This window comes from Pseudomonas sp. KBS0707 (assembly GCF_005937945.2).
GTDB classification, from domain to species: Bacteria; Pseudomonadota; Gammaproteobacteria; order Pseudomonadales; family Pseudomonadaceae; genus Aquipseudomonas; species Aquipseudomonas amygdali.
Genome location: NZ_CP041754.1, coordinates 2386142 through 2409636, shown reverse-complemented (window position 1 = coordinate 2409636; position 23495 = coordinate 2386142). Strand labels below are relative to the sequence as shown.

General features: G+C 58.2%; 30 protein-coding genes. 12 read left to right on the top strand and 18 right to left on the bottom strand.

What is annotated here, in order from left to right; genetic code table 11:
• Positions 1-225 precede the first annotated feature (225 nt).
• The gene (locus tag FFH21_RS11330) at positions 226-531 is read left to right on the top strand and encodes a hypothetical protein (RefSeq protein ID WP_004662375.1); all 306 of its coding nucleotides are present in this window, start codon (positions 226-228) and stop codon (positions 529-531) included.
• Positions 532-826: 295 nt separating this feature from the next.
• Complete coding sequence (locus FFH21_RS11325) at positions 827-1039, top strand: cold-shock protein (RefSeq protein WP_002553156.1); 213 nt, start codon at positions 827-829, stop codon at positions 1037-1039.
• A gap of 66 nt (positions 1040-1105) precedes the next feature.
• On the opposite strand, the gene FFH21_RS11320 is transcribed toward FFH21_RS11325, so the two are convergent.
• Positions 1106-1453, bottom strand: a complete 348-nt coding sequence (locus tag FFH21_RS11320) for an I78 family peptidase inhibitor (RefSeq protein ID WP_005779800.1) — start codon at positions 1451-1453, stop codon at positions 1106-1108.
• Between the two features lie 309 nt (positions 1454-1762).
• On the opposite strand from FFH21_RS11320, the gene FFH21_RS11315 reads away from it, so the two are divergent.
• Complete coding sequence (locus FFH21_RS11315; protein WP_002553154.1) at positions 1763-1957, top strand: hypothetical protein; 195 nt, start codon at positions 1763-1765, stop codon at positions 1955-1957.
• Positions 1958-1984: 27 nt separating this feature from the next.
• Here FFH21_RS11315 and FFH21_RS11310 read toward each other — a convergent pair whose 3' ends face one another.
• The 8 genes from FFH21_RS11310 to FFH21_RS11275 form a co-directional block, all read right to left on the bottom strand.
• Positions 1985-3010 (bottom strand): nucleoside hydrolase, encoded by a 1026-nt coding sequence (locus FFH21_RS11310; protein WP_011168393.1) that lies wholly within the window; start codon positions 3008-3010, stop codon positions 1985-1987.
• Between the two features lie 22 nt (positions 3011-3032).
• On the bottom strand, positions 3033-3437 hold the full coding sequence (gene rbsD, locus FFH21_RS11305) for a D-ribose pyranase (RefSeq protein ID WP_004644075.1): 405 nt from the start codon (positions 3435-3437) through the stop codon (positions 3033-3035).
• On the bottom strand, positions 3434-4354 hold the full coding sequence (gene rbsK / locus FFH21_RS11300) for a ribokinase (protein ID WP_004665169.1): 921 nt from the start codon (positions 4352-4354) through the stop codon (positions 3434-3436). The genes rbsD and rbsK overlap by 4 nt, the downstream gene beginning before the upstream one ends.
• A gap of 30 nt (positions 4355-4384) precedes the next feature.
• Positions 4385-5401 carry a LacI family DNA-binding transcriptional regulator gene (locus FFH21_RS11295; protein WP_011168392.1) on the bottom strand — a complete coding sequence of 339 codons (1017 nt, stop codon included), beginning with the start codon at positions 5399-5401 and terminating at the stop codon, positions 4385-4387.
• A 1-nt stretch (position 5402) separates the two neighbouring features.
• Positions 5403-6395 (bottom strand): ABC transporter permease, encoded by a 993-nt coding sequence (locus FFH21_RS11290; protein WP_002553148.1) that lies wholly within the window; start codon positions 6393-6395, stop codon positions 5403-5405.
• Positions 6392-7945, bottom strand: coding sequence for a sugar ABC transporter ATP-binding protein (locus tag FFH21_RS11285; protein WP_011168391.1), 1554 nt, complete (start codon positions 7943-7945; stop codon positions 6392-6394). Before FFH21_RS11285 ends, FFH21_RS11290 begins: the two co-directional genes overlap by 4 nt.
• Positions 7946-7998: 53 nt before the next feature.
• Positions 7999-8919: a sugar ABC transporter substrate-binding protein gene (locus FFH21_RS11280; RefSeq protein WP_371217791.1), complete on the bottom strand. Its 921-nt coding sequence runs from the start codon at positions 8917-8919 to the stop codon at positions 7999-8001.
• Between the two features lie 232 nt (positions 8920-9151).
• On the bottom strand, positions 9152-9376 hold the full coding sequence (locus tag FFH21_RS11275; protein ID WP_002553145.1) for a YgdI/YgdR family lipoprotein: 225 nt from the start codon (positions 9374-9376) through the stop codon (positions 9152-9154).
• 133 nt (positions 9377-9509) lie between these two features.
• Here FFH21_RS11275 and FFH21_RS11270 point away from each other — a divergent pair, with 133 nt between their 5' ends.
• The 3 genes from FFH21_RS11270 to FFH21_RS11260 all read left to right on the top strand — a co-directional run bounded on the left by FFH21_RS11270 (position 9510) and on the right by FFH21_RS11260 (position 10938).
• Positions 9510-9761, top strand: coding sequence for a DUF1654 domain-containing protein (locus tag FFH21_RS11270; protein ID WP_004662361.1), 252 nt, complete (start codon positions 9510-9512; stop codon positions 9759-9761).
• A gap of 4 nt (positions 9762-9765) precedes the next feature.
• On the top strand, positions 9766-10467 hold the full coding sequence (locus tag FFH21_RS11265) for an endonuclease (RefSeq protein WP_004665158.1): 702 nt from the start codon (positions 9766-9768) through the stop codon (positions 10465-10467).
• A 234-nt stretch (positions 10468-10701) separates the two neighbouring features.
• Positions 10702-10938 (top strand): DUF6555 family protein, encoded by a 237-nt coding sequence (locus FFH21_RS11260; protein WP_032704161.1) that lies wholly within the window; start codon positions 10702-10704, stop codon positions 10936-10938.
• Between the two features lie 77 nt (positions 10939-11015).
• Here the strand turns inward: FFH21_RS11260 and map are convergent, their stop codons facing one another.
• The 4 genes from map to FFH21_RS11240 form a co-directional block, all read right to left on the bottom strand.
• Positions 11016-11807, bottom strand: a complete 792-nt coding sequence (gene map, locus FFH21_RS11255; RefSeq protein WP_004665156.1) for a type I methionyl aminopeptidase — start codon at positions 11805-11807, stop codon at positions 11016-11018.
• Positions 11804-12061, bottom strand: coding sequence for a ParD-like family protein (locus FFH21_RS11250; protein WP_002553140.1), 258 nt, complete (start codon positions 12059-12061; stop codon positions 11804-11806). Before FFH21_RS11250 ends, map begins: the two co-directional genes overlap by 4 nt.
• 87 nt (positions 12062-12148) lie before the next feature.
• Positions 12149-12358: a hypothetical protein gene (locus FFH21_RS11245; RefSeq protein ID WP_004662355.1), complete on the bottom strand. Its 210-nt coding sequence runs from the start codon at positions 12356-12358 to the stop codon at positions 12149-12151.
• A gap of 102 nt (positions 12359-12460) precedes the next feature.
• On the bottom strand, positions 12461-13492 hold the full coding sequence (locus FFH21_RS11240) for an Ldh family oxidoreductase (RefSeq protein WP_011168387.1): 1032 nt from the start codon (positions 13490-13492) through the stop codon (positions 12461-12463).
• Positions 13493-13747: 255 nt separating this feature from the next.
• Here FFH21_RS11240 and FFH21_RS11235 point away from each other — a divergent pair, with 255 nt between their 5' ends.
• Positions 13748-14776, top strand: coding sequence for a FecR family protein (locus tag FFH21_RS11235; RefSeq protein ID WP_004665154.1), 1029 nt, complete (start codon positions 13748-13750; stop codon positions 14774-14776).
• Between the two features lie 228 nt (positions 14777-15004).
• On the top strand, positions 15005-15397 hold the full coding sequence (locus FFH21_RS11230) for a Fe2+/Zn2+ uptake regulation protein (RefSeq protein ID WP_002553137.1): 393 nt from the start codon (positions 15005-15007) through the stop codon (positions 15395-15397).
• Between the two features lie 33 nt (positions 15398-15430).
• Here FFH21_RS11230 and FFH21_RS11225 read toward each other — a convergent pair whose 3' ends face one another.
• Entirely contained in the window at positions 15431-15619 is a 189-nt protein-coding gene (locus FFH21_RS11225) for a hypothetical protein (protein ID WP_005779813.1), read from the bottom strand.
• A gap of 243 nt (positions 15620-15862) precedes the next feature.
• On the opposite strand from FFH21_RS11225, the gene FFH21_RS11220 reads away from it, so the two are divergent.
• The gene (locus FFH21_RS11220; RefSeq protein ID WP_011168386.1) at positions 15863-17671 is read left to right on the top strand and encodes a monovalent cation:proton antiporter-2 (CPA2) family protein; all 1809 of its coding nucleotides are present in this window, start codon (positions 15863-15865) and stop codon (positions 17669-17671) included.
• A 42-nt stretch (positions 17672-17713) separates the two neighbouring features.
• Here the strand turns inward: FFH21_RS11220 and FFH21_RS11215 are convergent, their stop codons facing one another.
• From FFH21_RS11215 to moaB, 3 genes are all read right to left on the bottom strand, one after another.
• Positions 17714-18640: a glycosyltransferase family 2 protein gene (locus tag FFH21_RS11215; protein ID WP_004665151.1), complete on the bottom strand. Its 927-nt coding sequence runs from the start codon at positions 18638-18640 to the stop codon at positions 17714-17716.
• 87 nt (positions 18641-18727) lie between these two features.
• On the bottom strand, positions 18728-19939 hold the full coding sequence (glp, locus tag FFH21_RS11210) for a gephyrin-like molybdotransferase Glp (protein WP_011168385.1): 1212 nt from the start codon (positions 19937-19939) through the stop codon (positions 18728-18730).
• A 6-nt stretch (positions 19940-19945) separates the two neighbouring features.
• Entirely contained in the window at positions 19946-20485 is a 540-nt protein-coding gene (gene moaB, locus FFH21_RS11205; protein WP_002553131.1) for a molybdenum cofactor biosynthesis protein B, read from the bottom strand.
• Positions 20486-20560: 75 nt separating this feature from the next.
• Here moaB and mobA point away from each other — a divergent pair, with 75 nt between their 5' ends.
• Together mobA and FFH21_RS11195 are read left to right on the top strand one after the other, a co-directional pair.
• Entirely contained in the window at positions 20561-21166 is a 606-nt protein-coding gene (gene mobA / locus FFH21_RS11200) for a molybdenum cofactor guanylyltransferase MobA (RefSeq protein WP_005753525.1), read from the top strand.
• A 97-nt stretch (positions 21167-21263) separates the two neighbouring features.
• Complete coding sequence (locus FFH21_RS11195) at positions 21264-21488, top strand: YgdI/YgdR family lipoprotein (RefSeq protein ID WP_002553129.1); 225 nt, start codon at positions 21264-21266, stop codon at positions 21486-21488.
• A gap of 77 nt (positions 21489-21565) precedes the next feature.
• Here the strand turns inward: FFH21_RS11195 and FFH21_RS11190 are convergent, their stop codons facing one another.
• Entirely contained in the window at positions 21566-22456 is an 891-nt protein-coding gene (locus tag FFH21_RS11190) for a pseudouridine synthase (protein ID WP_011168384.1), read from the bottom strand.
• 184 nt (positions 22457-22640) lie between these two features.
• Here FFH21_RS11190 and FFH21_RS11185 point away from each other — a divergent pair, with 184 nt between their 5' ends.
• The gene (locus tag FFH21_RS11185; protein ID WP_004665147.1) at positions 22641-23495 is read left to right on the top strand and encodes a shikimate dehydrogenase; all 855 of its coding nucleotides are present in this window, start codon (positions 22641-22643) and stop codon (positions 23493-23495) included.

Sequence of the window (23495 nt, the reverse complement as noted above, 5' to 3'; positions counted from 1 at the left end):
AATGTACGAAAAACCTGCCTGCGTCGCGTCCAAAGCCATCAGCCATGGGGACACTTGAAAATAACAGGACGCGCATCCTAGCATAGCTCGGCCGACACCGGACGTTCATATGCGTAAATCACGCCAAATAACACGTCACCTGAACTGGCTGGCTTGATGAGCGTCTTAACCAATCAGGATCCTGTACGTTTCCTTGTTCACTAAAGTCAGCAAAAGGAGAACACCATGAAGCTTTCCCGCCTGTCCGCACTCCTCGCCTGCGCCGCCGTCATGGCCCCTTGGGGCGCTCAGGCTGCCATGGAAAAAACCGTGCAAGACACGTTCACCCAGGAGTGCATCGCTGCGGCGAATCAGCACAAGCAAGATGCCAAGGCCGCGCAGGCTCATTGCGATTGCAGCGCCCGGGTAGTGAACAAGGAGTTTTCTCAGCAGGAAATCGAAGCATTGAGCAGTACCGATAGCGCTCCTGCCCCTGCATTGACGCAAAAACTGCAGAAACTGGTTGCCGAAAACTGCACCAAATCAAAATAAATCATTTTTTTAAACGCAGTAAAGCAGCTGCCTGAAATGCCGAGAGCTGCGCCCCGCCGCCAACCTGAAAGCCTTGCAGAGCGGGGCTTTCAGCATATCCCGAACAGTCTTGATGCAAGGCTGGCAGAGACATCATTTAGCCACTTTATGTGTATGACGCTTTGCATATGCAGCGACCCAGACTAAAGAGATCACCTTAGTAGCTGTCTTTTTTCGCATTTCGACTATGATAGGCCCGTGTGCCCAGTTGGCCTGAGCAGCACGTTATTGAAAATTATGTTTCTGGAGATACACCATGTCTAATCGCCAAACCGGCACCGTAAAATGGTTCAACGATGAAAAAGGCTTCGGCTTTATCACTCCACAGGGTGGCGGTGACGACCTGTTCGTACACTTCAAAGCGATCGAAAGCGACGGTTTCAAAAGCCTGAAAGAAGGCCAGACCGTTTCTTTTGTTGCTGCTAAAGGCCAGAAAGGCATGCAGGCAGAACAAGTCCGCGTTGACTGATTCATTCGGCGCATAAAAAACCCCGTCACTGACGGGGTTTTTTATGCGCCACAGAAAAGTGCCGACTCAACCGCAGTTGATGCGTGTCACCTTTCCCGAAGCGTCGGTATTGACGTTTACCCGCTCGGATCGGTATTCCAGCGTGACCATGTCGTCAGGCCCGAGAATGCGGGCATCCTGAGAACCGGTACGGGCGCGCACTTGTGACAGAAGATCGATGGACGCTGGCTTGCCGATTGCGAACTGGCCAAGCCCTGCGTCACAACGGCCAGGTATGGCGTTGGCGTTACTGGCGGATGCGGGAGCGTCTGCCTTGACGGACGCTTCAGCGCCCTTATCAGAGGACGTGCTGCTGCATCCTGCCAGCAACGACGCCACGACCACAAAACCCAATGTTGCGAACTTCCGGGGCATACACCCTCCTCTGCCAATAAAACATTCCAGACCTGTCCGACCGCACTCAGGCGCGTTGGTTGCACACCTCGGTTGAGAAGCCATCGGTAACCTGTTGATCTGCCTGGGCCGAGAGTCTGCCTTGGGATCACACAAGGCGCGCGGTGAAATCGTCACAAAACGTTTACAAACTATGGCCATAGACTCGGACTATCGGGATGAGATGTAAGTAGAAGTGTCAAAATGTGCGCGGGATGGTTTACTGCGAGAGACGCAAGCGCCGGGAAGCGAACAGCGTAGTGCGTGACCCTTTACTGGAGATCAACAGACATGACAGCCATAACTCTGGATGCAGACATCAAGGCCAGATGGCCTCAGGGCCACTGCTCGCACAGCCCCGGAAACCCGGAAGAGCTGATGATCATTGCCGTCGACCTGCTGATCAAGGAACTGGGCACCGAGGGCGCCCGCGCCTTCATCAGCCAGGTACTGAGCCGTTATGCCACGGCAGGGCTGCCGGTCTGATGCACCTGTTGCAGCCCGCGTGATGGGTTACTTCAGTCGCGCCAGACGCTCGGTCAGCAGATCGAAGAAACCCTGAGCGTCGCCATTCTCGACCCAGAATACATTCTGCGGCTGCTTGAGCGTGCCGTACCAGTCAGCCACCGTCTGGCCGAAACCAATGCCCTCGCGGGTGTCGACCGCAACGTTGATCTGCCGCCCGGAAAACAACTCGGGCTTGAGCAACCAGGCAATGACACTGGCGTCGTGAACCGGACCACCGGGCAAGCCGTAATGCTCCATGTCCAGTTTGACGTATTCATTGAGAATGCCGTCGACCAGCTTGCCGGCGTTATTGCCCAATGCGGCAATCTGCTTGAGGCGTTGTTCGCTGGTCAGGATCTTGTGGGTCACGTCCAACGGTACGTAAGTAAGCTTCACACCACTGGCCAGAACGATCTGCGCAGCATGCGGGTCAGCAAACAGGTTGAATTCGGCAACCGGCGTAATGTTACCGCCGTTGAAATGCGCGCCCCCCATGACCACCACTTCCTTGATGCCCTGGGTGATTTCCGGTGCCTGCACGAGCGCCAGCGCCAGGTTGGTCTGCGGACCGAGCATGGCGATAGTGATGCTGTGCGGCTTGGCCTTGCTCAAGGTGCGGATCAGGTAATCGACTGCATTACCGTCGGCCAACCCCTTGGCTGGCTCATGCACGGGCACGCCGGGCACCCCTTCCTGACCGTGAACGTTTTCGGCGTAGATAGGTGTGCGCACCAACGGTTTGGGCGCACCGGCATACACCGGCACTTCTTCACGCCCGGCCCATTCACGCGCCAGCCTGGCATTGCGCGAGGTCTTGTCCAGACGGACATTGCCGGCGACGGTGGTGATCGCCATCACGTTCAATTCTTCGGGTGACGCCAGCGCCAGCAGCAACGCAACGACGTCGTCCGCGCCAGGGTCGGTATCGATGATCAGATCACGCTTTTCTGCCGCCTGAACGGCAGCGCTACTCAGTATGGACAAGAGCAATGCTCCACGAATGAACTGTCTGGAAAACTGCATCAACGTCATATGAAACTCCCTTTCTTGATAGCTAGAACACAACTCCGGAAACCAGCGCCACATTACTGTACGGCTGGCATTCTCCGGTACGGATGATTGCCTTGGCCTTGCGGCTCAATACTTTCAGGTCCTCATGGCTTATCCAGCGCTGCTGACCCAATTGATCATCAAGGTTCAGGCTTTCGATGACCTGCAATGCGGGCGGCTTGACCTCGGCCATTTCGTTGGACAGCACATGGCTTTCGACCTGCATCTCACTCAGCACCACGTCCAGCACACTGACGAAATCAGGTACGCCGCGAGTCAGCGCCAGGTCGATCAGCTCGACGCCTGCCGGTACTGGCATTCCAGCGTCGACGATCATCAGGATGTCGCCATGCCCCAGCGACGCAATGACGCGAGACAGGGCAATGTTGAGTAGCGGGGTCTTTTTCATAGTGAATCGAATTCCTTTACTTCCTCGAACGTCGGGATGGACGGCTGGGCACCCGCGCGGGTCACGGATATGGCTGCCGCGGCCTGACCGAAGCGAATGGCCTGCGATTCACTCTGACCCGCCGCCAGTGCTGCGGCAAAACCACCGACAAAGGTATCACCTGCAGCGGTGGTGTCCACGGCCTGTACACGACGCGCAGGGATATGTTCCACGCCCGCAGCACTGGCGAACAGGGTTCCGCGTTCACCCAGGGTAATGATTACGTTGCGCGCCCCGGCCGCCAGCATGGCCGCTGCCGCTTCTTCAGCCGCCGCCGAGGAGTCGACAGTCACACCGGTCAGGGTCTGCGCCTCGCTTTCATTGGGGATCAGATAGTCGATCAGGCCATACCAGTTTGCCGGCAAAGGCTCGCTGGCCGGGGCAGGATTGAGAATGACGGTCTTGCCCAGCGCGCGGGCGCGGGTCAGGGTGTGGAAAACTGTTTCAGTCGGTACTTCAAGCTGGCAAATGACGATCCCGGAACCCGCCAGCAATGCGTCGAAACGCTCGATCAATGCCGGAGTGAGCCGACCATTGCCGCCGGCAACAATGACAATTGCATTCTGACTGCTGGCGTCGACCACAATCGAAGCGATCCCGGTGGATACGCCTTCAACGACCGTCACGGCCTGACAGTCGATATGCTCAGCCAGCAATGCTGCACGCAGTTGTTCCCCGTAGGCATCGGCACCCACACAGCCGATCATCGCCACACTGCCACCCAGGCGCGCTGCGGCAACTGCCTGATTGGCGCCTTTACCGCCAGGCACGGTGTCGAACGTTTCCCCGCTCAGCGTCTCGCCGGGGCGCGGCAGACGCTGGGCGCGGATGACCAGATCCATGTTCAGACTGCCCACTATCACTATTTTTGCTTGCATGGCTCATTAATCCGTTGCTGTGCGTGCGCGTCATTCATTGGACAAAGTGTTCGGCGCTGCCGTGGACTCGCGCACCACGACGCAAGGCGTCACGAGTCTTTTTTCGACAGGAACTGTATGCGGTGCGGCGATTCGGTTTAACAACATTTCGGCGGCGGTTTCGCCCAGTTGCATGATCGATTGCCCCACGGTGGTGAGGGCCGGATAGACGTAGCGGCTCATCTGAATGTCATCAAAACCGATGACCGACAAATCCTGAGGCACGCGAATCGAACGCTCGGCGGCAGCGCGCAGCACACCGATAGCGATGACGTCGTTGCCGGCAAAGATCGCTGTTGGCGCATGACCGGCCAGCAGCAGCTTCGCAGCCGCATGGCCAGCCGAACTGGTAAATTCGCTGTGCACCGCCCAATCCGGGCCGACCTCGACAGATGCCTGCTGCATGGCCCGCCGATAACCCGCCAGGCGCATCTCGGCAACCATGCTGTCACGCGGCCCGCCAATGCAGGCAATGTGACGATGCCCCAGATCAAGCAGATGTCGGGTTGCCAGCCAGGCACCCTGCTCGTGATCGATGCGCACCATGTCAGCTTCGATGCCTTGCAGCTCGCGGTCGACGATTACCAGCGGCGTGCGCACCTCGGTGAGGCCACAGGCGACGCTGGCATCACCCGCCACAGACGAGACAATCAACCCGTCAACGCGCTTTTCCAGCAAAACACGCACGTAACTGCGCTGTTTTTCCGGCTTGTCGTCGGAATTACAGAGGATCACGCAAAAACCGTTGCGCTCACAGTAGTCCTCGATGCCCCTCGCCAACTCGGCGAAATACGGATTCATACCGTTGGGAATCAACAGGCCGATAGTCGATGTGCTCCTGGCCTTCAGCGAACGCGCCACGGCGCTGGGCACATAATCGAGCTGCGCGATGGCCGCCTCGACCTTGAGCCTGACCGGCTCGCTCACCGGCCGGGTCTTGTTCAGCACATGGGAAACCGTGGTGTACGAGATTCCCGCCAGCGCCGCGACATCCTTGATAGTCGCCATATCAGCCCTGGCGCCGTGCCCGGTGACTGCGGTAGGTGTCCAGCACTACTGCGATCACAATCACCGCACCAGTGATGATGCGTTTGGTCGGCTCGGTCGCACCGATCTGCGCCAGGCCTGCGGCCAGTACCGAAATGATCAGCACGCCGAAAAAAGTACTGATGATCGAACCGCGCCCGCCCATCAGGCTGGTGCCACCGATCACGACGGCGGCAATCACTTGCAGCTCAAGCCCGGCACCGGCATTCGGATCAGCCGCTTCCAGTCGCGATATCTGAAACAGCGCCGCCACACCGGCCAACAGGCCCATCAGCGAGAACACCAGAATCTTGTAGGGTTTGGGATTGATACCGGCCAGACGCACCGCTTCTTCATTGGTGCCGATGCCGATCAGGTAGCGACCAAAAACGGTACGGGTCAGCACCGCCTGAGCAATGAAAATAACCAGCAGTGCGATGATGAAGGACGGCGCGATACCGAACGCGATCGGGTCAGACAGCCAGGCGAACGAATCACCGATATAAGCAGTGCGCGAATTGGTCATCTGGTAGGCCGCGCCACGAGCCATCTCCAGCACACCGAGGGAGACGATGAACGAAGGGATGCGCCAGGCAACGGTAATGGAGCCGGTAATCGTGCCTGCCAGGGTCGCGCAGGCGATGCCTAGCAAGGCGGCCGGGAACACACTCCAGCCCCAGCCCAGGATGGCCACACTCACAGCCGAAGCAGCCAGCGCCAACACCGACCCAACGGACAGGTCGATACCGCCGATGATGAGGATAAGCGTCATGCCGACCGACAGCACCATCAGGTCAGGGATCTGGTTGGCCAGCATGCTGAATGTCTGATAGGACAGAAAGTGATCGCTGAGCAGGGAAAACAGCACGATCATCACCAGCAGCGCACCCGCCAGCCCGATGTAGGTGCCAAGACCAAAGTAATTGCCGCCGCGACGGGCCGGCACGGTCAGCGTCGGAGAAGGAGTATTTTTCATGAGTCGTTCCTGGGCGCGGCGTCATTGAGCAGCGCGTCACGTTTCTGATAACCGGCGAAGGCAGCGGCAAGCAATTGGTCCTGGGTCCAGCTGTCGCGCTCGAACGTGTCGATCAGGCGACCGGCAGACAGCACACCGATACGATCGCAGATCAACATCAGTTCGCGCAGATCACTGGAAACCACCACCAGCGCCCTGCCCTGACGGGTCAATTCGGCCAGCAGCGCGTAGATATCGAATTTGGCACCGACGTCGATGCCTCGCGTCGGCTCGTCGAACAGCATCACCGGGCAATCACGTTCCAGCCAGCGACCGATCACGACCTTCTGCTGATTACCGCCTGACAGCTCGGAGACCAGCTGGTCCGGACTGGAACTGCGAATACGCATGGCAGCCACCTGGCGCTGCGCCAGCTTCAGTTCGTCATCGGTGTTGACCAGGCCTGCTCTGGAGATCGAATGCATATTACCCAGCGCAATGTTGGCGCTGATTGACTGCGACATCAGCAGTCCTTCGCTCTTGCGGTCTTCCGTGATCAGGGCAATACCGTGCTCCACGGCGTCCGAGGGTGAACGGATGGTGACGGCTTGCAGTGGCTGCCCAACTTCAATCGCACCACTGTCGGCAACATCTGCACCGTAGATCAGGCGCAGCAACTCGGTGCGCCCGGCACCGATCAGCCCGGAAATACCGAAGATTTCACCTCGTCGCACATCGAACGAAACATCCTGAACCTTGCCGGCACGACTGAGCCCCTTGACTGACAGCGCTACTTCGCCAATCTGCCGGGTGCCCATGTCCATGTGTTCGCCAAGTTCACGGCCGACCATCAACGTGACCAGTTGCTCGCTGTTGTAGCGGGCAATTGGCTCGACGCACACCAGCTTGCCATCGCGCAGTACGGCTATGCGCTGAGACACTCTGGCAAGCTCCTCAAGCCGGTGGGAGATGTAGATGATCGAGACACCACGAGCCTGCAGCCGCGTGATCTGCTCGAACAGCATTTCCACCTCGCGGGAGGTGAGCATGGCAGTAGGCTCGTCGAGGATCAGCACATGGCAGTCGCCAACCAGGTTGCGAGCGATCTCGACCATCTGCTGATGACCGATCCCCAAATCGCCGACCAGCGTATCGGGATCAATAGCGTCCAGACCCACCTGAGCCATAGCCTTGATCGCGTTTTCACGCAGGCGCTTGCGGTCGATCCAGCCAGCACGACGTGGCAGGTCGTCAAGGAACAGGTTTTCGGCAACGGTCAGGGCCGGCAGCAGGTTGAGCTCCTGCATGACCATGCGAACCCCGAGCTTTTCGGCCTGGGTACGACTCACAGGTTCATAAGGCTGCCCTTGAAACTCCATGCGCCCGGTAGTGGGCGTCACCAGGCCGCCAATGATTTTCGACAAGGTGCTTTTACCGGCACCGTTTTCCCCGGTCAGGGCCAGCACTTCGCCACGCATCAACGTCAGATCGACGTCACCGAGCACGGGTTGAGCGTAGGTTTTACCGATGCCACTGACCGAAAGAACAGCTGTCTGAACAGACGCTGACATACATTTCTCCCAGCGCCCGTCCTGCAAGGACGGGCACCTTTACGCGGCGTGGATCAAGGTTTGGTAACGAGTTCTACCGGCGTTTCGATGACGCCTTTTTCGTTGGTGTCGACCTTCTCGCCTTTGACCAGCTTCAACGCAGCTTCAATACCGAAGACCGCTTGTTTGGCTGCAAACTGGTCAGCAGTGGCCAGCACTCGGCCATCCTTGAGCATCGGTTTAATCGCGTTGATGTTGTCGTAACCCACCACTATGACCTTGCCAGCCTTGCCTGCTGCACGCACTGCAGAAACCGCCCCCAGCGCCATGCTGTCGTTGCCGGCCAGCAGGGCCTTCAGGTTCGGGTATTCATTGAGCATTGCCGAAGCAACGGCGTTGCCCTTGTCGATTTCCCAGTTGCCGGACTGTACAGACACAACCTTCATCTGCGCTTTGTCCATGGCATCCTTGAAACCGGCGGTGCGTTGCTGAGCGTTAGTGGTGGTCGGCACGCCTTCGATAATGCCGACTTCGTCACCGCTCTTGAGCTGCTTGGCCAGGTAGTCGCCTACCAGCTCGGCACCTTTGCGGTTGTCCGGACCCACGAACGGGATCATCAGGCTTTTGCTTTTGAGCACGTCGGGATCAAGCTGGTTGTCGATATTGACGACTTTGATACCGGCGTCTGTAGCTTTCTTGAGCACCGGCACCAACGCCTTGGAGTCGGCAGGCGCGATCACCAGGGCGTCGACTTTGGAGACAATCATCTGCTCGACGATACGAATCTGCGCAGAGGTGTCTGACTCGTCCTTGATCCCGTTGGAAATAAGGTCGAAGTCGGTGGCGTGCTCTTTCTGATAAGCCTTGGCACCGTCTTCCATGGTCAGGAAAAATTCATTGGCGAGCGACTTCATCACCAATGCGACCTTGGGTTTTTCAGGCGTCTGAGCGTATGCAGCAGAGAGGGGCATGACTGCCGTGACAGCAGCGAACATGGCGACAGCGAGAAGGCGTCCAGCAAATGGCAGCTTCATGAGTTCATCTCCGATCTTGTGATTATTGTTCGGGCGAACGACGCAGGGTCGATGCAATGCATCAACACGCAAACGTTTGCGAGGGATGAACTATGAAAAAACCCGCAGGGTTTGTCAATCCGTCGAAAATGAAATCTGTTTGTACTGCTCGCCCCCAACGCACAGGGAACGAGCATTAGCGTTCAGTCGGATTTCACTCCTCCGGTCTGACCGTAGCCACTTCGTCGGCCTTGATCCGGACTCTCTTGCCGGAGATGTCTTCAAACTCGTAGAAACCATCACGACTCTTGGTCTTGGGCATGTCCTTGGTGATGTATTGTGTGCCGTTCTGAAGCGTGACGACCGAAGGCGTGGAACAGCCTGCCAGCAGTACAGCAGTTGCGGCCAGTAACGGAAATGTCAGTGACTTGATATTCATACGCGACTCCGGGAGCGTTGGTTTTTCAAGACAATAGTGTGCCATTTCAAGCGCTTTATCTTACATAGATGTTGCGAAAGATCCGACACTGAAATACTGTATGCCCGTACAGCGAAAATCAGGAACCCTATCCGTGGCCAAACAAACCGCAGCGACCGCCTCCACTCCCGGCCCTTACGAGCGCATGGGCATGCGGGTACAGAAGATCATCAACTCGCCTACCGCGCAGAAATCCAGGGCTGCCCTGCTTTTTCGTCAACCGGATGAGTCAGAGGACGACTGGGCGCAGCTTCTTGAAGAAATAGCCGAGAACGACAACGTCACCCTCGCCTGGCGCGACGATGGTGGTGTGCAAATATTCTGGACGTTGCCGAAGGAAGACTGACGGCATGATGTTTCGATTCTCGACACTGCTTTGCACCACCCTGCTCATCACCGCTTCATTCAGCGCTCAGGCCCAAGCTCCGCGTACTTTCAGCGAAGCCAAGAAAGTCGCCTGGGGGTTATATGCACCACAATCGACCGAATTTTACTGCGGCTGTAAATACACCGGCAACCGGGTCGATATTGCTGGCTGCGGCTATGTCCCGCGCAAGAGCGCCAAGCGCGCCAGTCGCATTGAATGGGAGCACATTGTTCCAGCCTGGCAGATCGGCCATCTGCGCCAATGCTGGCAGAACGGCGGGCGCAAAAACTGCACAAAGACCGATGCCGTTTATAAACGCGCCGAGGCAGACCTGCATAACCTGGTGCCCAGCATCGGCGAAGTGAATGGCGACCGCAGCAACTTCAGCTTTGGCTGGATACCCGAGCAAAAAGGCCAGTACGGTTCTTGCCTGACGCAAGTGGATTTCAAGGCGAAAAAGGTCATGCCTCGCCCTTCCATTCGCGGCATGATCGCCCGCACCTACTTCTACATGAGCAAGCAATACAACTTGCGCCTGTCGCGTCAGGACCAACAGCTTTATCAAGCCTGGGACAAGACTTATCCGCCCCAGGCCTGGGAGCGCCAGCGCAATCAGCAGGTCGCCTGCGTTATGGGTCGGGGTAATGATTTTGTCGGCCCGGTAGACCTCAAGGCATGTAAATGAGGCTTGTTTCAAAACAGAAGATCTTCGTTTGGATGACCATTGGGTCATCCATTCATGCGTATGAGTGAATCCAAAACCACTCATCGGACAACTGGCAACCACATCTCGAAACAACGCGATTTTCGTTCTACGCTCTGAAGACAGCAACGTGACCGGAGAAGGCTTCTTGCGCATGCCCCACTGGAAAAATCACACTATTTTGATGGCATGCCGTCAGGCTTACGAGCAGGAAAGATGAATCATCAAACGGAATTTGAAATTCACTATCAGTTCAATGGCGAACCTCGTTGCTTTCTGCACCAGACCAGGCAAATGTGCCAGTGCGACGCATTGCACTGCGCAACGCTACACGCCGGCGTCGGCACAGTGAGTAACAATATGTCTGCTGGGCCGATAGGAATGGCGACCTTGCAAGCCGAGCGTTTTGGCGTAACAGAAGTAAGCTGGAAAAGATCTTCGCCGCAGTACTGAAACATCACCCCTGATCAAAAAAATGGCCTTTCGACAAGGCCATTTTTTGTGTACATAAATCGCCAGACCACTGACGTTTAAATGGCAGGATAATCGCCCGTCCCCTCAGGCCAGGGCGTCAGCAGTTCAAAACCGGTCGAAGTGACTGCAACCATATGCTCCCATTGCGCAGACAATGAAAGATCGCTGGTCAGAACCGTCCAGCCATCCGGCAGAGTACGAGTACCGGCCCTGCCGGCATTGATCATCGGTTCGATGGTGAACACCATGCCCGGCTTCAGCTTGAGGCCCTTGCCCTGAGCGCCGTAGTGCAGAACCTGGGGCTCTTCATGGTACTTGCGGCCAATGCCGTGCCCGCAATATTCACGCACCACACTGAAGCCTTCACGATGAGCGATGCTCTGAATGGCATAACCGATATCACCCAGCGTCGCACCCGGGCGCACTGCATGAATACCGGCGCGGGTTGCTTCGTAGGTCGTCTCGACAAGACGTTTTGCCAAGGGGCTGACCTCCCCGACCAGATACATACGGCTGGTATCGCCGTACCAGCCATCCTTGATGACCGCGACATCGATATTGACGATATCGCCATCTTTCAGAATATCGGTGGCAGAAGGTATGCCATGACAGACCACTGCATTGGGAGAGATGCAGGTGGTCTTGGTAAAACCGTGATAGCCCACATTCGCGGGAATCACTTTCAACTCCTTGACGATGTACTCGTTGCAGATATCGTCCAGCGCTTCGGTGCTCACGCCAGCCTTGACGTAAGGCGTGATCATTGCGAGTACATCGGCAGCCAGCCTGCCGGCTATGCGCAACTGCACAAGGTCCTGTTCGGTCTTGATACCGATGGCGCTGCTCATGAGGCCGCCTTGGAAAGGCTGGACGCAGAAAGCTCTGCAACGTTGAAGTTCGAAGCAGTCAGCACCGTGCCGCCTGCGTTCTCGATACGGATCAACATCTGGCAGATCTCGCTGTAATCCAGTGCCGGGTGCAATTCGGCAAGCATGCCGATGCGCATCCAGTGCTCAGCCTGCGCATTGATGGAGCGACTGAGCGCAACGCTGGCAGAGCGCAGGTTGGCGTGCATGTTTTCGGAAATCTTTACCAGACCCATGATTCACCTCAAATTTAATATATGAAGCATATACGTTACATATACTCACAATCAACCCGAGACGCATCATGGCCGCTACCAGCAGCACTATTCCATCGCGCTGGCCTGACGGAATTCGCCACTCGCGCGGGCTGCCGCAATGGCTATCGATACATCCTGCTCGTAGCCATTGAACTGACGCAGACCTGCCGCCAGCCGGAGGAAATCCTCACGCTGCATTTCATTGACGGTAGAGAGGGTACGATGCTGCTGAGCAACCGGGCTTTGTACTGACGTTTGCACTGACTTAAGGGACATGACAGACCTCATTCTTTCTTTACTGTTCATGCATACAGTATTTAGAACCGAGCGCCGACACAAGACTGACTGCGACGAATGGTCAGCGAATTTGTAAACGGCTCAACCGCCCGCCAGACCCTGCAAGCGCTCCAGATCAGCCTCAGCGATGTCGATACCGTGCGCCATCGACCGCGCACGCTCGCTGTAGCGTCGGTCCCCCGGCAGGCGCTCCTGCCCTGCCCCGTGAAGCTGCCTTACCAGTTCCTCGCTACGCAGTGCAAAATGCTGACCGCTGCCTTTGTCCGGATCGATGACGATCAGCAACTGACCTGTCCAGGGTGTCCCCGCGCCGGGATGCTTCGACCAGTCGAACTCGAAAGAGAAATTACCGCCTGTCAGCCCTGCCGCCAGCAGTTCGACCATCATCGACAATGCGGACCCCTTATGACCGCCAAAGGGCAGTAGTGCCCCGCCATCGAGAATGGCGCGAGGATCTTCAGTAGGCCGGCCCTCGCGGTCCACGCCCATACCCGCTGGTAGCAATCGCCCTTCCCGCGCTGCGATCTGAACATCACCATGGGCAATGGCGCTGGTTGCCAGGTCGAAAACAACAGGCTCGCCCCCCGCACGCGGTGCAGCGAAGGCAATAGGGTTGGTGCCTAACAGGGGCTGACGCGCACCGTGTGGCACAACGCAGGTCATACTGTTGACCATGCTCAGGGCGACCAGCCCCTGTTCGGCGAAAGGTTCGACATCCGGCCACAGCGCGGCAAAGTGATGAGAATTGCGTATCGCCAGAACCGCAATCCCGGCACTGCGCACTTTGTCGATCAGCAATGAACTGGCCGCCGCCAGCGCAGGCTGGGCAAAGCCGTTGCCGGCGTCGACCCTGACAAATGCAGCACCGACATCCTCGATCAACGGCACTGCCTTGCCATCCACCCAGCCGCTGTTCAGCGATGAGATGTAGCCAGGCATGCGAAAGATGCCATGACTGTGCGAGCCGTCGCGCTGAGCGCTGGCGCAGTTCTCGGCAAGCACATCGGCAACCTCCGGGGAGGTGCCGTGTGCAAGGAAGATCCGCCGCAACAAATCTGTCAGTTGCTGATATGAAACGGTCCGGGCCGGCTGATCGTTAGGGATGGCGGACATCTGAGACTCCTGTTCATGTCATGGCAAGGTACCGGGAACAACCACACGAAATAACAGCACCGAGAGTAGCGCTGCAGGCCCTGCAAAAAAACTCCCTGCGCACTGCACGTACTCGATTGTCGCGGAAAGGTTTCAATGAGAGCTGCTTGCATTCACAAGGAATTACGCTGTGCGTTGACGGGTAATATCCTGCAAATGTTCTCTCTCCCTGACATCCAAGGGTAGAATGCGCCGACGGTATAGGCCGGAGCGCCCATGAGCGACCCTCTTTTCAGCAAGGCAGAACACGACGCGATCACCGATGCCGCTGCGCATTGGTGCATGCGCCTGCACGCCGAAGACTGCACCGCCGCAGAACGAAAAGCGTTCGAGCAATGGCTGAAGGCCCATCCTCTGCATGCGATGGAGTATGAGGCGATGCGGGAAGTCTGGGACATTACCGGACAAATCGAACCGCTCAATCCGGCCCCGGCACTCCCGATTCAGGCTACACAGAACAACCAGCCCGTACTTCGTCGCAAGCGCCGCCTGGCACCACTCGCGGCTGCCGCGGCGGTCATTGCTCTGGCTGTGCCGGTCACCGGTTATGTGGGCTGGAATCAGGGCTGGCTGCCTGACACTTACGAGTCCTACAACGCCGATACCGCGACGCGTCTTGTGGTACTGGCAGATGGCAGCCGTGCCGAACTGAACCTCGGCACCGAGCTGACCTACGCCAACTACAAGGATAGACGCAGCGTCACGCTGAAAAAGGGTGAGGCGTTCTTTGAGGTCAGCCACGACAGCACGCACCCTTTTGTAGTCGATGCCGGCAAGGGCAGCATCAAGGTCACGGGCACACGCTTCAATGTGTGGATGTATCAGGACCAGGTACGTGTAACGCTGGTCGAGGGCTCGGTTCAGGTCAGCAGTGATCGCGCACATCCGTCGTCAAGCCATCATCTTGACCCTGGCATGCAGGCCAGCTACAAGGCAGGCGACGACGCGCCCCTGATCAGCCAGACCGACACAAAGGATTCGAGCCTGGCGTGGCGTAATGGCAAGCTGATCTTCAATGATCTGCCTCTCAGCCAGGCCTTGCCACTGATCAATCGCTACCTGCAAACGCCTATTCTGCTGGCCGATACCGCAACCGGTGCCATGCGCCTTGGCGGCAGTTTCAACACGCGCGACCTGTCCAGCCTGCTGGCCTCTCTGCCCAAGGTGCTGCCGGTTTATGTCACGCAGAACCAGAACGGCAACCCGGTGCTCAACCGCCGGATACCCGACGCTCCGAAAGGCTGAGCGCTCTCGCGCACCTGACTGACGCAGAGCGATTTTGTATCCGCCGATAGCCGGATCAACCGTCCCCTCGCGACTGCCCGATCTTCATCTACCCTGAAACGCACAGCGCTGCGGCCACCCCGTGCGTGTTGGCGTTTTTATTTTTTTCCATTGATAACTGAGGTTTTGCTGCGCTCGTTCGTCTTAGTAACTGAGATTGTTTAAAAAAGCCTGAAAAGGAGTTTGTGGATGTTCAATCGCCAAGGAATCACGACTCGCACCCTGCTGCGCCAAACAGCACTGGCTGCGCAGGCACAGTCGCCCGCTCTGGAGACCGAGCGGCCCGGAAACGAGCACATCCGACTGCTTCTGAAAAGCTTTGGTCTGCGTACCAGCCTGGTCAGGCTCAAGGTGCTCGATGCGCTTCTGGTATCGAGCGAGGAAGGCCAGCCATTGGGAGTACGGGGCGTGCACAGCCAGCTGCTCAGGCTTGATGTACCGCTGTCGTTTCTAAGTGTGCGCGAAGTGCTCAAGCGCCTGTGCGATGAAGGCGTGATTCATCTCAATGACGACAAGACCTACAGCCTGCACCCTCGTGCCCGACAATGGCTGGGTGATGCGAGCAAGGATGGTGCCCAGTAAAACGGGCCTCGTCATCCTTGCCACTTGCCGCGCTTACCGCTTGACCTTGCGGCGCATGATCCCGTTAAGAATCACGACCAGTACGGCCACGCTGATTGCGATGTACTGAAAGGTTTTTTCGGTGATGACACCGCTGTTTTGCAGGTGCGACAAGCCCAGCATGATCGCCAGAACGCCGAGGGCGATCAGAATCGAGTAAATCAAACGCTGCTTGTTGGTCATAACGGTTTCCTGAATGCTCGTGAGCGGGCAGTTGGCACTGCCTGTTTGCGCGCATAGCTTACGCCGATGCGCGACGAATGGCATCGTCAGCCTGCCCTGCTCCTCTCCTTCGCATCCTTCACACGCGCTCTATCAACCGCGTTGATTATTGTCATGCCGCGATGAACGTTGCCGTGTAAAACTCCCATGCTTTAATACCGCCCTGCTCAAACAGTGTGTTCAATTATTACCAAGGAGTTTTACATGCCCCATGAAGGCAGCCTGTTGCAGGCCGCAGTAGTGTTTCTACTCGCCGCCGTGCTGACAGTACCGCTGGCCAAGCGCCTGAAGCTGGGCGCGGTGATCGGCTATTTGTTCGCGGGAGTGATCATCGGCCCTTCGGTGCTGGGCTTGATAGGCGACACGGAGAGCGTCAGTCACATTTCAGAGCTGGGCGTGGTCTTGTTGCTGTTCATCATTGGTCTTGAGCTGTCGCCAAAGCGTTTATGGGTCATGCGCAAATCGGTGTTCGGCGTAGGCATGGCGCAGGTGTTGCTGACGGGCCTGGTCATTGGCGGGATCGCGTTGTTTGCCTTCGGCCAGTCGCTGAACACTGCGGTGATTCTGGGTCTTGGCCTGGCGCTGTCATCCACAGCCTTCGGCCTGCAGAGTCTGGCCGAGCGCAAGCAGTTGAATAGCCCGCATGGCCGGATGGCGTTCGCTATCCTGCTGTTTCAGGACATTGCAGCAATTCCCTTGATTGCCATGGTGCCATTCCTGGCCGGGGCCGATCACGCAATGGACACCGGCGAAAGCATCAACCACGGCCTGCGCGTGCTGGGCAGCATTGCCATTGTGGTGATCGGCGGCCGCTATTTGCTGCGTCCGGTATTTCGCATCGTTGCCAAGACCAAAATCCAGGAAGTCTCGACCGCCACTGCCTTGCTGGTAGTGATTGGTACGGCGTGGCTGATGGAACTGGTGGGCGTGTCCATGGCGCTGGGCGCATTTCTCGCCGGTCTGCTATTGGCAGACTCCGAATACCGTCACGAACTGGAAGCACAGATCAAACCGTTCAAAGGGTTGTTGCTGGGGCTGTTCTTCATCAGTGTCGGCATGGGTGCCAACGTCGGCTTGCTGCTCAGTTCGCCCCTCGCGGTGCTGAGCCTGACGCTGCTGTTGATCGGAATCAAGCTGCCGATGCTGTTCCTGATCGGTCGTACCGCTGGCGGTCTCAATAACCGCAGCGCGCTGCAATTGGGCCTGGTGTTGGCAGCCGGTGGCGAATTTGCCTTCGTGGTGTTCAAGATCGGCAGCGCTCAAGGGCTGTTCGAGGCCGGGCTGTACGACATGCTGGTGCTGACCATCACCTTGTCGATGGCGATCACGCCGTTGCTGTTCATTGCCTTGGCGCGCTGGATCAAACCCAGGATCAAGCCTGTCGAGGTGCCGGACGAGTACCGCGATATCCAGACCGACAAACCACGCGTGGTCATCGCTGGCATGGGCCGTATGGGGCAAATCGTAGCGCGGATCCTGCGGGCGCAGAAAATCCCTTTCATCGCTCTGGATACCGCTGTGGAATCGATCGAGTTTTCGCGCAGCTTCGGCAATGTGCCGGTGTTTTATGGCGACCCGCTGCGCCCGGAAATACTGCGTGCAGCCAAGGTTGATGAAGCGGAATACTTCGTCATTGCGACGGATGATCCGGACACCAATATCAAGACCGCCGAGTTGATCCGCAAGCTGTATCCGCACATGAAGATCATTGCCCGTGCACGTAACCGCCAGCACGTTCACCGGTTGATGGACATTGGCGCTCATGCCGTGCGTGAGACATTCTATTCAAGCCTGGAGATGAGCCGTCAGACCCTGATGGGGCTGGGCCTGACCGAGGCACAGGCCGATGCGCGCATCAGTCGCTTCAAGCGCCACGACGAACAGGTGCTGGCCGCACAACATGAAGTGTATGACGACGACGCCAAGGTTCTGCAGACCGCCCGTGAAGCCAGGGCCGACCTCGCGCAACTGTTCGAGGCCGACCGTCTGGACGAAGAAGCCGCGAAAAGCTGATGTGCCAGACGCCGGGCGCTCAGCGTCCGGCGCAGGGTTCGGTCAGGCGTAAGGACTGTCCCAATAGCGCTTGTACATCCCGAGTTTTTTCTTCACGCCACGGGGCAGGCGCTTCTCCTGCTTGCTCAGTTTGTAGGCCAGCAGCTTCAGCGCATTACGTACAAACGACATGGGCCACCAGAGAATTCGCCGGGGGCCGAGGAATTTAAGCTCGGACTTGACGTAACGCATGCCCTCGCCGCCGATGCCACCAAAGGTTTCGTAGATCCACGCTTCACGGGACTGGAACACACCGATATCAAAGTAACGGCAAAACTCCTCACGCAGGCTGTAGTTATGCGAATGACGGCATACAGCCGAACCTTCATAGGCTGCTTTCCAGCCAGCGATCAGCATTTTGGCGGTGACGTACATGTCTTCGGAAAGAATCACATGCCGGGGAAAGCCGCCAATCGCCCGCAACGCTTCACCGCGATAGGCCGCGAACGAGTTGGACATGAATGGCGTCTTGATGCCCAGCGTGCGTGCATCGGCCAGAGTCTTGATCTGCGACGTCGGAGGGTAATTGAACAACCGTGCATGCTGGGCCAGCAGGTTGGCGTTCTTGTGCGGCAATTGACGCCCGCAGACCGCGCCGACCTTGGGGTCGGCGAAAGGCAGCAGAATGTTGGCAATGGCATTGATATCTTCAACGTAGGCGTCTTGGGTCAGATAGACATAGACGTCGTAGTCGGGATGCAAATCGACCATCATCTGCCGGGTGCCACCGTGGTTGAAGTCCTTGCTGTCGATGCGCAATACGTTGGCACAACGGGCTTGCGCCAGCTCCAGCGTGCCATCTGAAGAACTGGAGTCGACGATCAGTGTATCGAAGCTCGCAGTCTGCGTAGCCAGCGAGTCCAGTAGACGTTCCAGATCCTTGCGTCCGTTGTAGGTCGGGATCACACAAGCCACTCTCAATGGCGCCATAACAATACTCCAGGGCGAAGTCCGGTTGCCCAACTTGTCAGCGATGTTGAGAGTAGCTCATGCGTGCCCGCCCAACCATTAATCCACTCAGCCCAGCACTTCACTCAACGGGATGAAGTTGACCCAGTCCCCTTCGGCCACGGTTGAGCCTTCACGCACTTCAATCAGGCCGTCAGCCCAGGCAGCGCTGCGCAATACACCCGAGCTCTGGTTGCGATAGGCCACGGCCCTGCCCTGTTCCAGACGCCCGCGCAGGTATTCGCGACGATTGCCCGGGCGCGTCCAGACGAACCCTGCGGGCACCGGAAACTGCAACGGCGCTACGTCAATCACACCTTGGCGACGCAGCAGGTAAGCACGCGCCAGCAAAGCGAAGGTGACCAGCGTGGAGGCGGGATTGCCGGGCAGGCCAATCACCGGTACGCCACGAAAATGCCCGAAAGTCAGCGGTTTTCCGGGCTTGATGGCCAGCTTCCAGAGCGTCAGTTCGCCTTCCTCACGCAATGCGTGACCAAGGAAATCCGCTTCGCCTACCGAGACGCCGCCCGTGGAGAGGATCAGGTCGACATCGTGCAGATTCGCCAGCGCAGCACGAGTCTTCGCCAGATCGTCCGGCAGGATGCCTGCATCCACGACCTCGCATTCGAGTCGCTTCAGCCAACTGCACAGCAACACCCGGTTGCTGTTGTAGATCTGCCCCGGCCCTAATGGCTGACCTGGTTCAATCAACTCGTCGCCGGTGGACAGCACCGCGACACGCACCCGTCGGACCACCTCAAGCTCGGCGAGGCCCAACGAAGCGGCCAGGCCCAATTCAATAGGACCAAGCCGCGTCCCGGCCGCCAGTACGGTGTCGCCGACGCGGGTTTCCTGCCCCTGTGGGCGAATGTTCTGCCCAACGCTCAGCGGCTCGCTGAAGCACACGCGCTGATCCGCCAGCACCTCGGCGTTTTCCTGCATCTCGACGCAATCGGCACCTTCAGGCATCGGCGCACCGGTGAAGATTCGTGCACAGGTGCCAGGTGCCAGCGGCTCGGGTGCCTGACCGGCAAAGATGCGCTGGCTGACCGTCAACGGCTCGCCGCTCCAGTCCGCTACGCGCAGGGCATAACCGTCCATGGCGCTGTTCGGCCAGGGCGGCAGATCCAGACTGGAGATCAGATCTACCGCCAGCACACGGCCTTCGGCATCGGCCAGCGGAACACGCTGGCGATCAGTGATCGGCGTGGCCTCGGCCATCGCCAGCAGCCGTGCGATAGCCTCTTCGACAGGCAGCAAGGTTTTCGGCTCGTTGTTCATCAGCACTCAACCACGAGTCGCACAGGGCTCGGCCTGCTTGAGGTGCGGCACGAAGTTGCAGGGCCGGAAGCGCGAATCCAGTTGCTGGGCGAGAATTCCGTCCCACGCCGTGCGTACCGCATTGGTGGATCCCGGCAGGCAGCACACCAGGGTGCCATTGGACAGGCCCGCCAACGCACGGGACTGAATGGTCGAGGTGCCGATATCCGGCACCGAAATCTGCCGGAACAGTTCACCGAAACCATCGACCTGCTTGTCGAGCAAACACGCCACGGCTTCAGGCGTGCTGTCGCGACCGGTAAAGCCGGTGCCGCCGGTGATCAGCACGACCTGCACCTGATCGTCGGCAATCCAGGTCGCTACCTGAGCGCGGATTTTGTACAGGTCATCCTTGAGCAGCACGCGCTCGATCAGGCCATGACCGGCATCGGTCAGGCGGTCGACGAACATTTGGCCCGAGGTATCGGTTTCACGGGTGCGGGTATCGCTGACGGTCAGCACGGCGATATTCAGGGGTACGAAAGGTGTGTCAGCCTTAGCTTTCATGGCCTCATCCAGTTGTTAAGGAAACAGGCCGGTGTTATATCACAGCACTCCTTTTGACTGCCCGCCGAGTGTTTGATGAATGTCCCTGCCGCACTGCCTCCCTGCTCTATTCTGCTCCTGGCCGGAGGTCGCGGGCAGCGCATGGGCGGGCGTGACAAGGGCCTGATCGAGTGGCAGGGCAAGGCGCTGATCGAGCACCTGCACCGGCTGACCCGGCCGCTGACCGACGACCTGATCATTTCCTGCAACCGCAACATCGAGCGCTATGCGCATTACGCCGATCAACTGGTGCAGGACGACGATGCCGATTTCAACGGTCCTCTGGCCGGAATTCGCGCCGCCCTGCCACTTGCCCGGCATAAGTGGTTGCTGGTTCTGCCCTGCGACGTACCTTTGGTCGATGAACCGTTGCTGCAAGCGTTGCGCGAAAAGGCTGTTGAATGCCCGGAGCGACCAATAATGGTGCGTGAAGGCCAGCACTGGCAGCCGCTTTTATGTATGATCCCAATCGCTCACGCCGCAACGCTGGAAGCCGCATGGCAGGCCGGCGAACGCAGCCCGAGACGGGCCCTGGAACCGCTGCAACCAGTCGCCCTGCAACTGGAAGCTGGCGATCCACGCCTGGCCAACCTGAATACTCCCTGTCTGTTGACCGGGATCAGCGAAAACTGTGGCAAGTGACTGGCTATTGAACTTGCTGACGGTGTATACGGAACTTTGCCGACGGTGTATCCGTCTGAGAGTTCAGTAAATCAAGAATCCATCTGGAGACACAGTAATGAAACAACGGACCCTTCCCGCTGCCTTCCTGCTTGCATTGAGCATTGCCTCCCTCGCCGGCTGCGCATCGCCCACTGTGATCACCTTGAACGATGGTCGTGAAATCCAGGCTGTCGATACGCCAAAGTACGATGAAGAATCGGGCTTCTACGAGTTCAAGCAACTCGACGGCAAGCAGACCCGCATCAACAAGGATCAGGTACGTACCGTCAAGGATCTGTGATCCGGGCGTCGTGTGACTGATTTGAAAAAACCCGCCGAGTGCGGGTTTTTTTTTGGCCGTCAGCCCGGCTTTACCGCTTACCAGTCGAGTTCAAGCAGGCTCTCGAACTGACGCTGTTTACCGCTGAGCGGGTCGATGAAGCGCAAGCCCTTGGCCAGCAGCTTCAGAGGGTTTTGATAATCGTCGACAGGGTTCTTTACCACGTCCGGGTAGAACGGGTCGTTGCAGATGCCCGCGCCCAGTGCCGCCATGTGCACGCGTAGTTGATGTTTCTTGCCGGTCACCGGATAAAGCCCGTACCGCCACAATTGATCCTGCCGTTCGAGCACCTCGATCTGCGTCCGGGTATTGCTCGCACCTGCTCCTTCCTGCATGCGAAAGAATGGTTCGCCTTCGACCAGACGGCTTTCGTGCAAACGTGGAAACTCCAGCCCCGGCAACGCTGGCGCAATGGCTTCGTAGAACTTGTCGATCTGCCGGGTGGGAAACAGCGCCTGATAAGCCGAGCGCGTCTGCCGGTTGGCGGAAAACAGCACCAGCCCGGCGGTGTGCCGGTCGATACGGTGCAGCGGCACCAGATCGGGGTTGCCCAGGCGATGGATCAGACGGCGCAGCAACGTCTGCTCGACGTACTCACCTGCGGGTGTCACCGGCAAAAAGTGCGGTTTGTCCGCCACCACCAGATGCTCGTCGGCGTACAGAATCGTTTCAAACACCGGGATCGGCGTTTCGTTGGGCACCTCACGGAAATAGTGAATGCGCAGGCCCTCGCGGTACGCAAGGTCAGGCGCGATGGCCTTGCCGTTTTCGTCCAGCACCCGTCCGCGGGCAATACGGTCCAGCCATTGTTCGCGGCTGATGGCGGTGAATTTCGCGCACAGGCAATCGAGCACTGTGGCCCACGCGCCTGGCGGCAGGTACAACGTGCTGGCTTGTTGCTGTGCGGCGCTGAAAACGGAATCGGGCATGTGCGGCGTGAACTCTGGCTGATCTGAAGCGGCTGGCCGTGGATTATCACTGATTAGGGCGATCACCGCACAATATCGCTGCATGGCAATCGCCTGCCACCTGCGGCACTATTAACCATCTGGTACATTCCGCTCAACACCTGCTCTGGACCGGGCAGTGGCACAAAAACAAGAGACGTATTCTATGACCCATGCTGAAAAAAAATCCGTTCTTGCCGGCCTGATCGGCTCGGGCATTCAGGCCTCGCGAACGCCCGCCATGCACGAGCACGAAGGCGACGCCCAGGGCCTGCGCTACTTGTATCGGCTGATCGATATCGACGCCCTGCAACTGGATATCAGCGCCCTGCCCCAGCTTATCGAAAGCGCACAAAACTGTGGCTTCACCGGCCTGAACATCACCTTTCCGTGCAAGCAGGCGGTTATCCCCTTACTGGACGAACTGTCCGCCGAAGCCCGCGGTATCGGCGCAGTGAATACCGTGGTGTTCAAGGGCGGCAAGCGTATCGGTCACAACACTGACTGCCTGGGTTTTGCCGAAGGCTTCCAGCGCGGCCTGGACAAGGCTCCACGTCAGCAGGTGGTGCAAATGGGCGCAGGTGGCGCAGGCGCTGCCGTGGCTCATGCGTTATTGAGCGCTGGCGTCGAATGCCTGACAGTATTCGAAGTCGAGCCGCAACGCGCGCAAGGGCTGGTGGACAACCTCAACGAGCATTTCGGTGCCGGACGGGCAAAGGTGGGTATCGATTTGCCTGCCGCTATGGCCGAAGCCGACGGCCTGGTCAATACCACGCCGGTCGGCATGGCCAAACTGCCGGGCACGCCGTTGCCGGTCGAGTTGCTGCGCCCTGAGCTGTGGGTTGCGGAAATCATCTACTTCCCGCTGGAAACCGAACTGCTCAAGCATGCCCGTGCGCTGGGCTGCCGCACGCTGGATGGCAGCACCATGGCGGTGTTTCAGGCAGTCAAGGCATTTGAGTTATTCAGTGGCCAGTCAGCCGATGCAGAACGGATGATGGCGCACTTCCATACGCTGTAA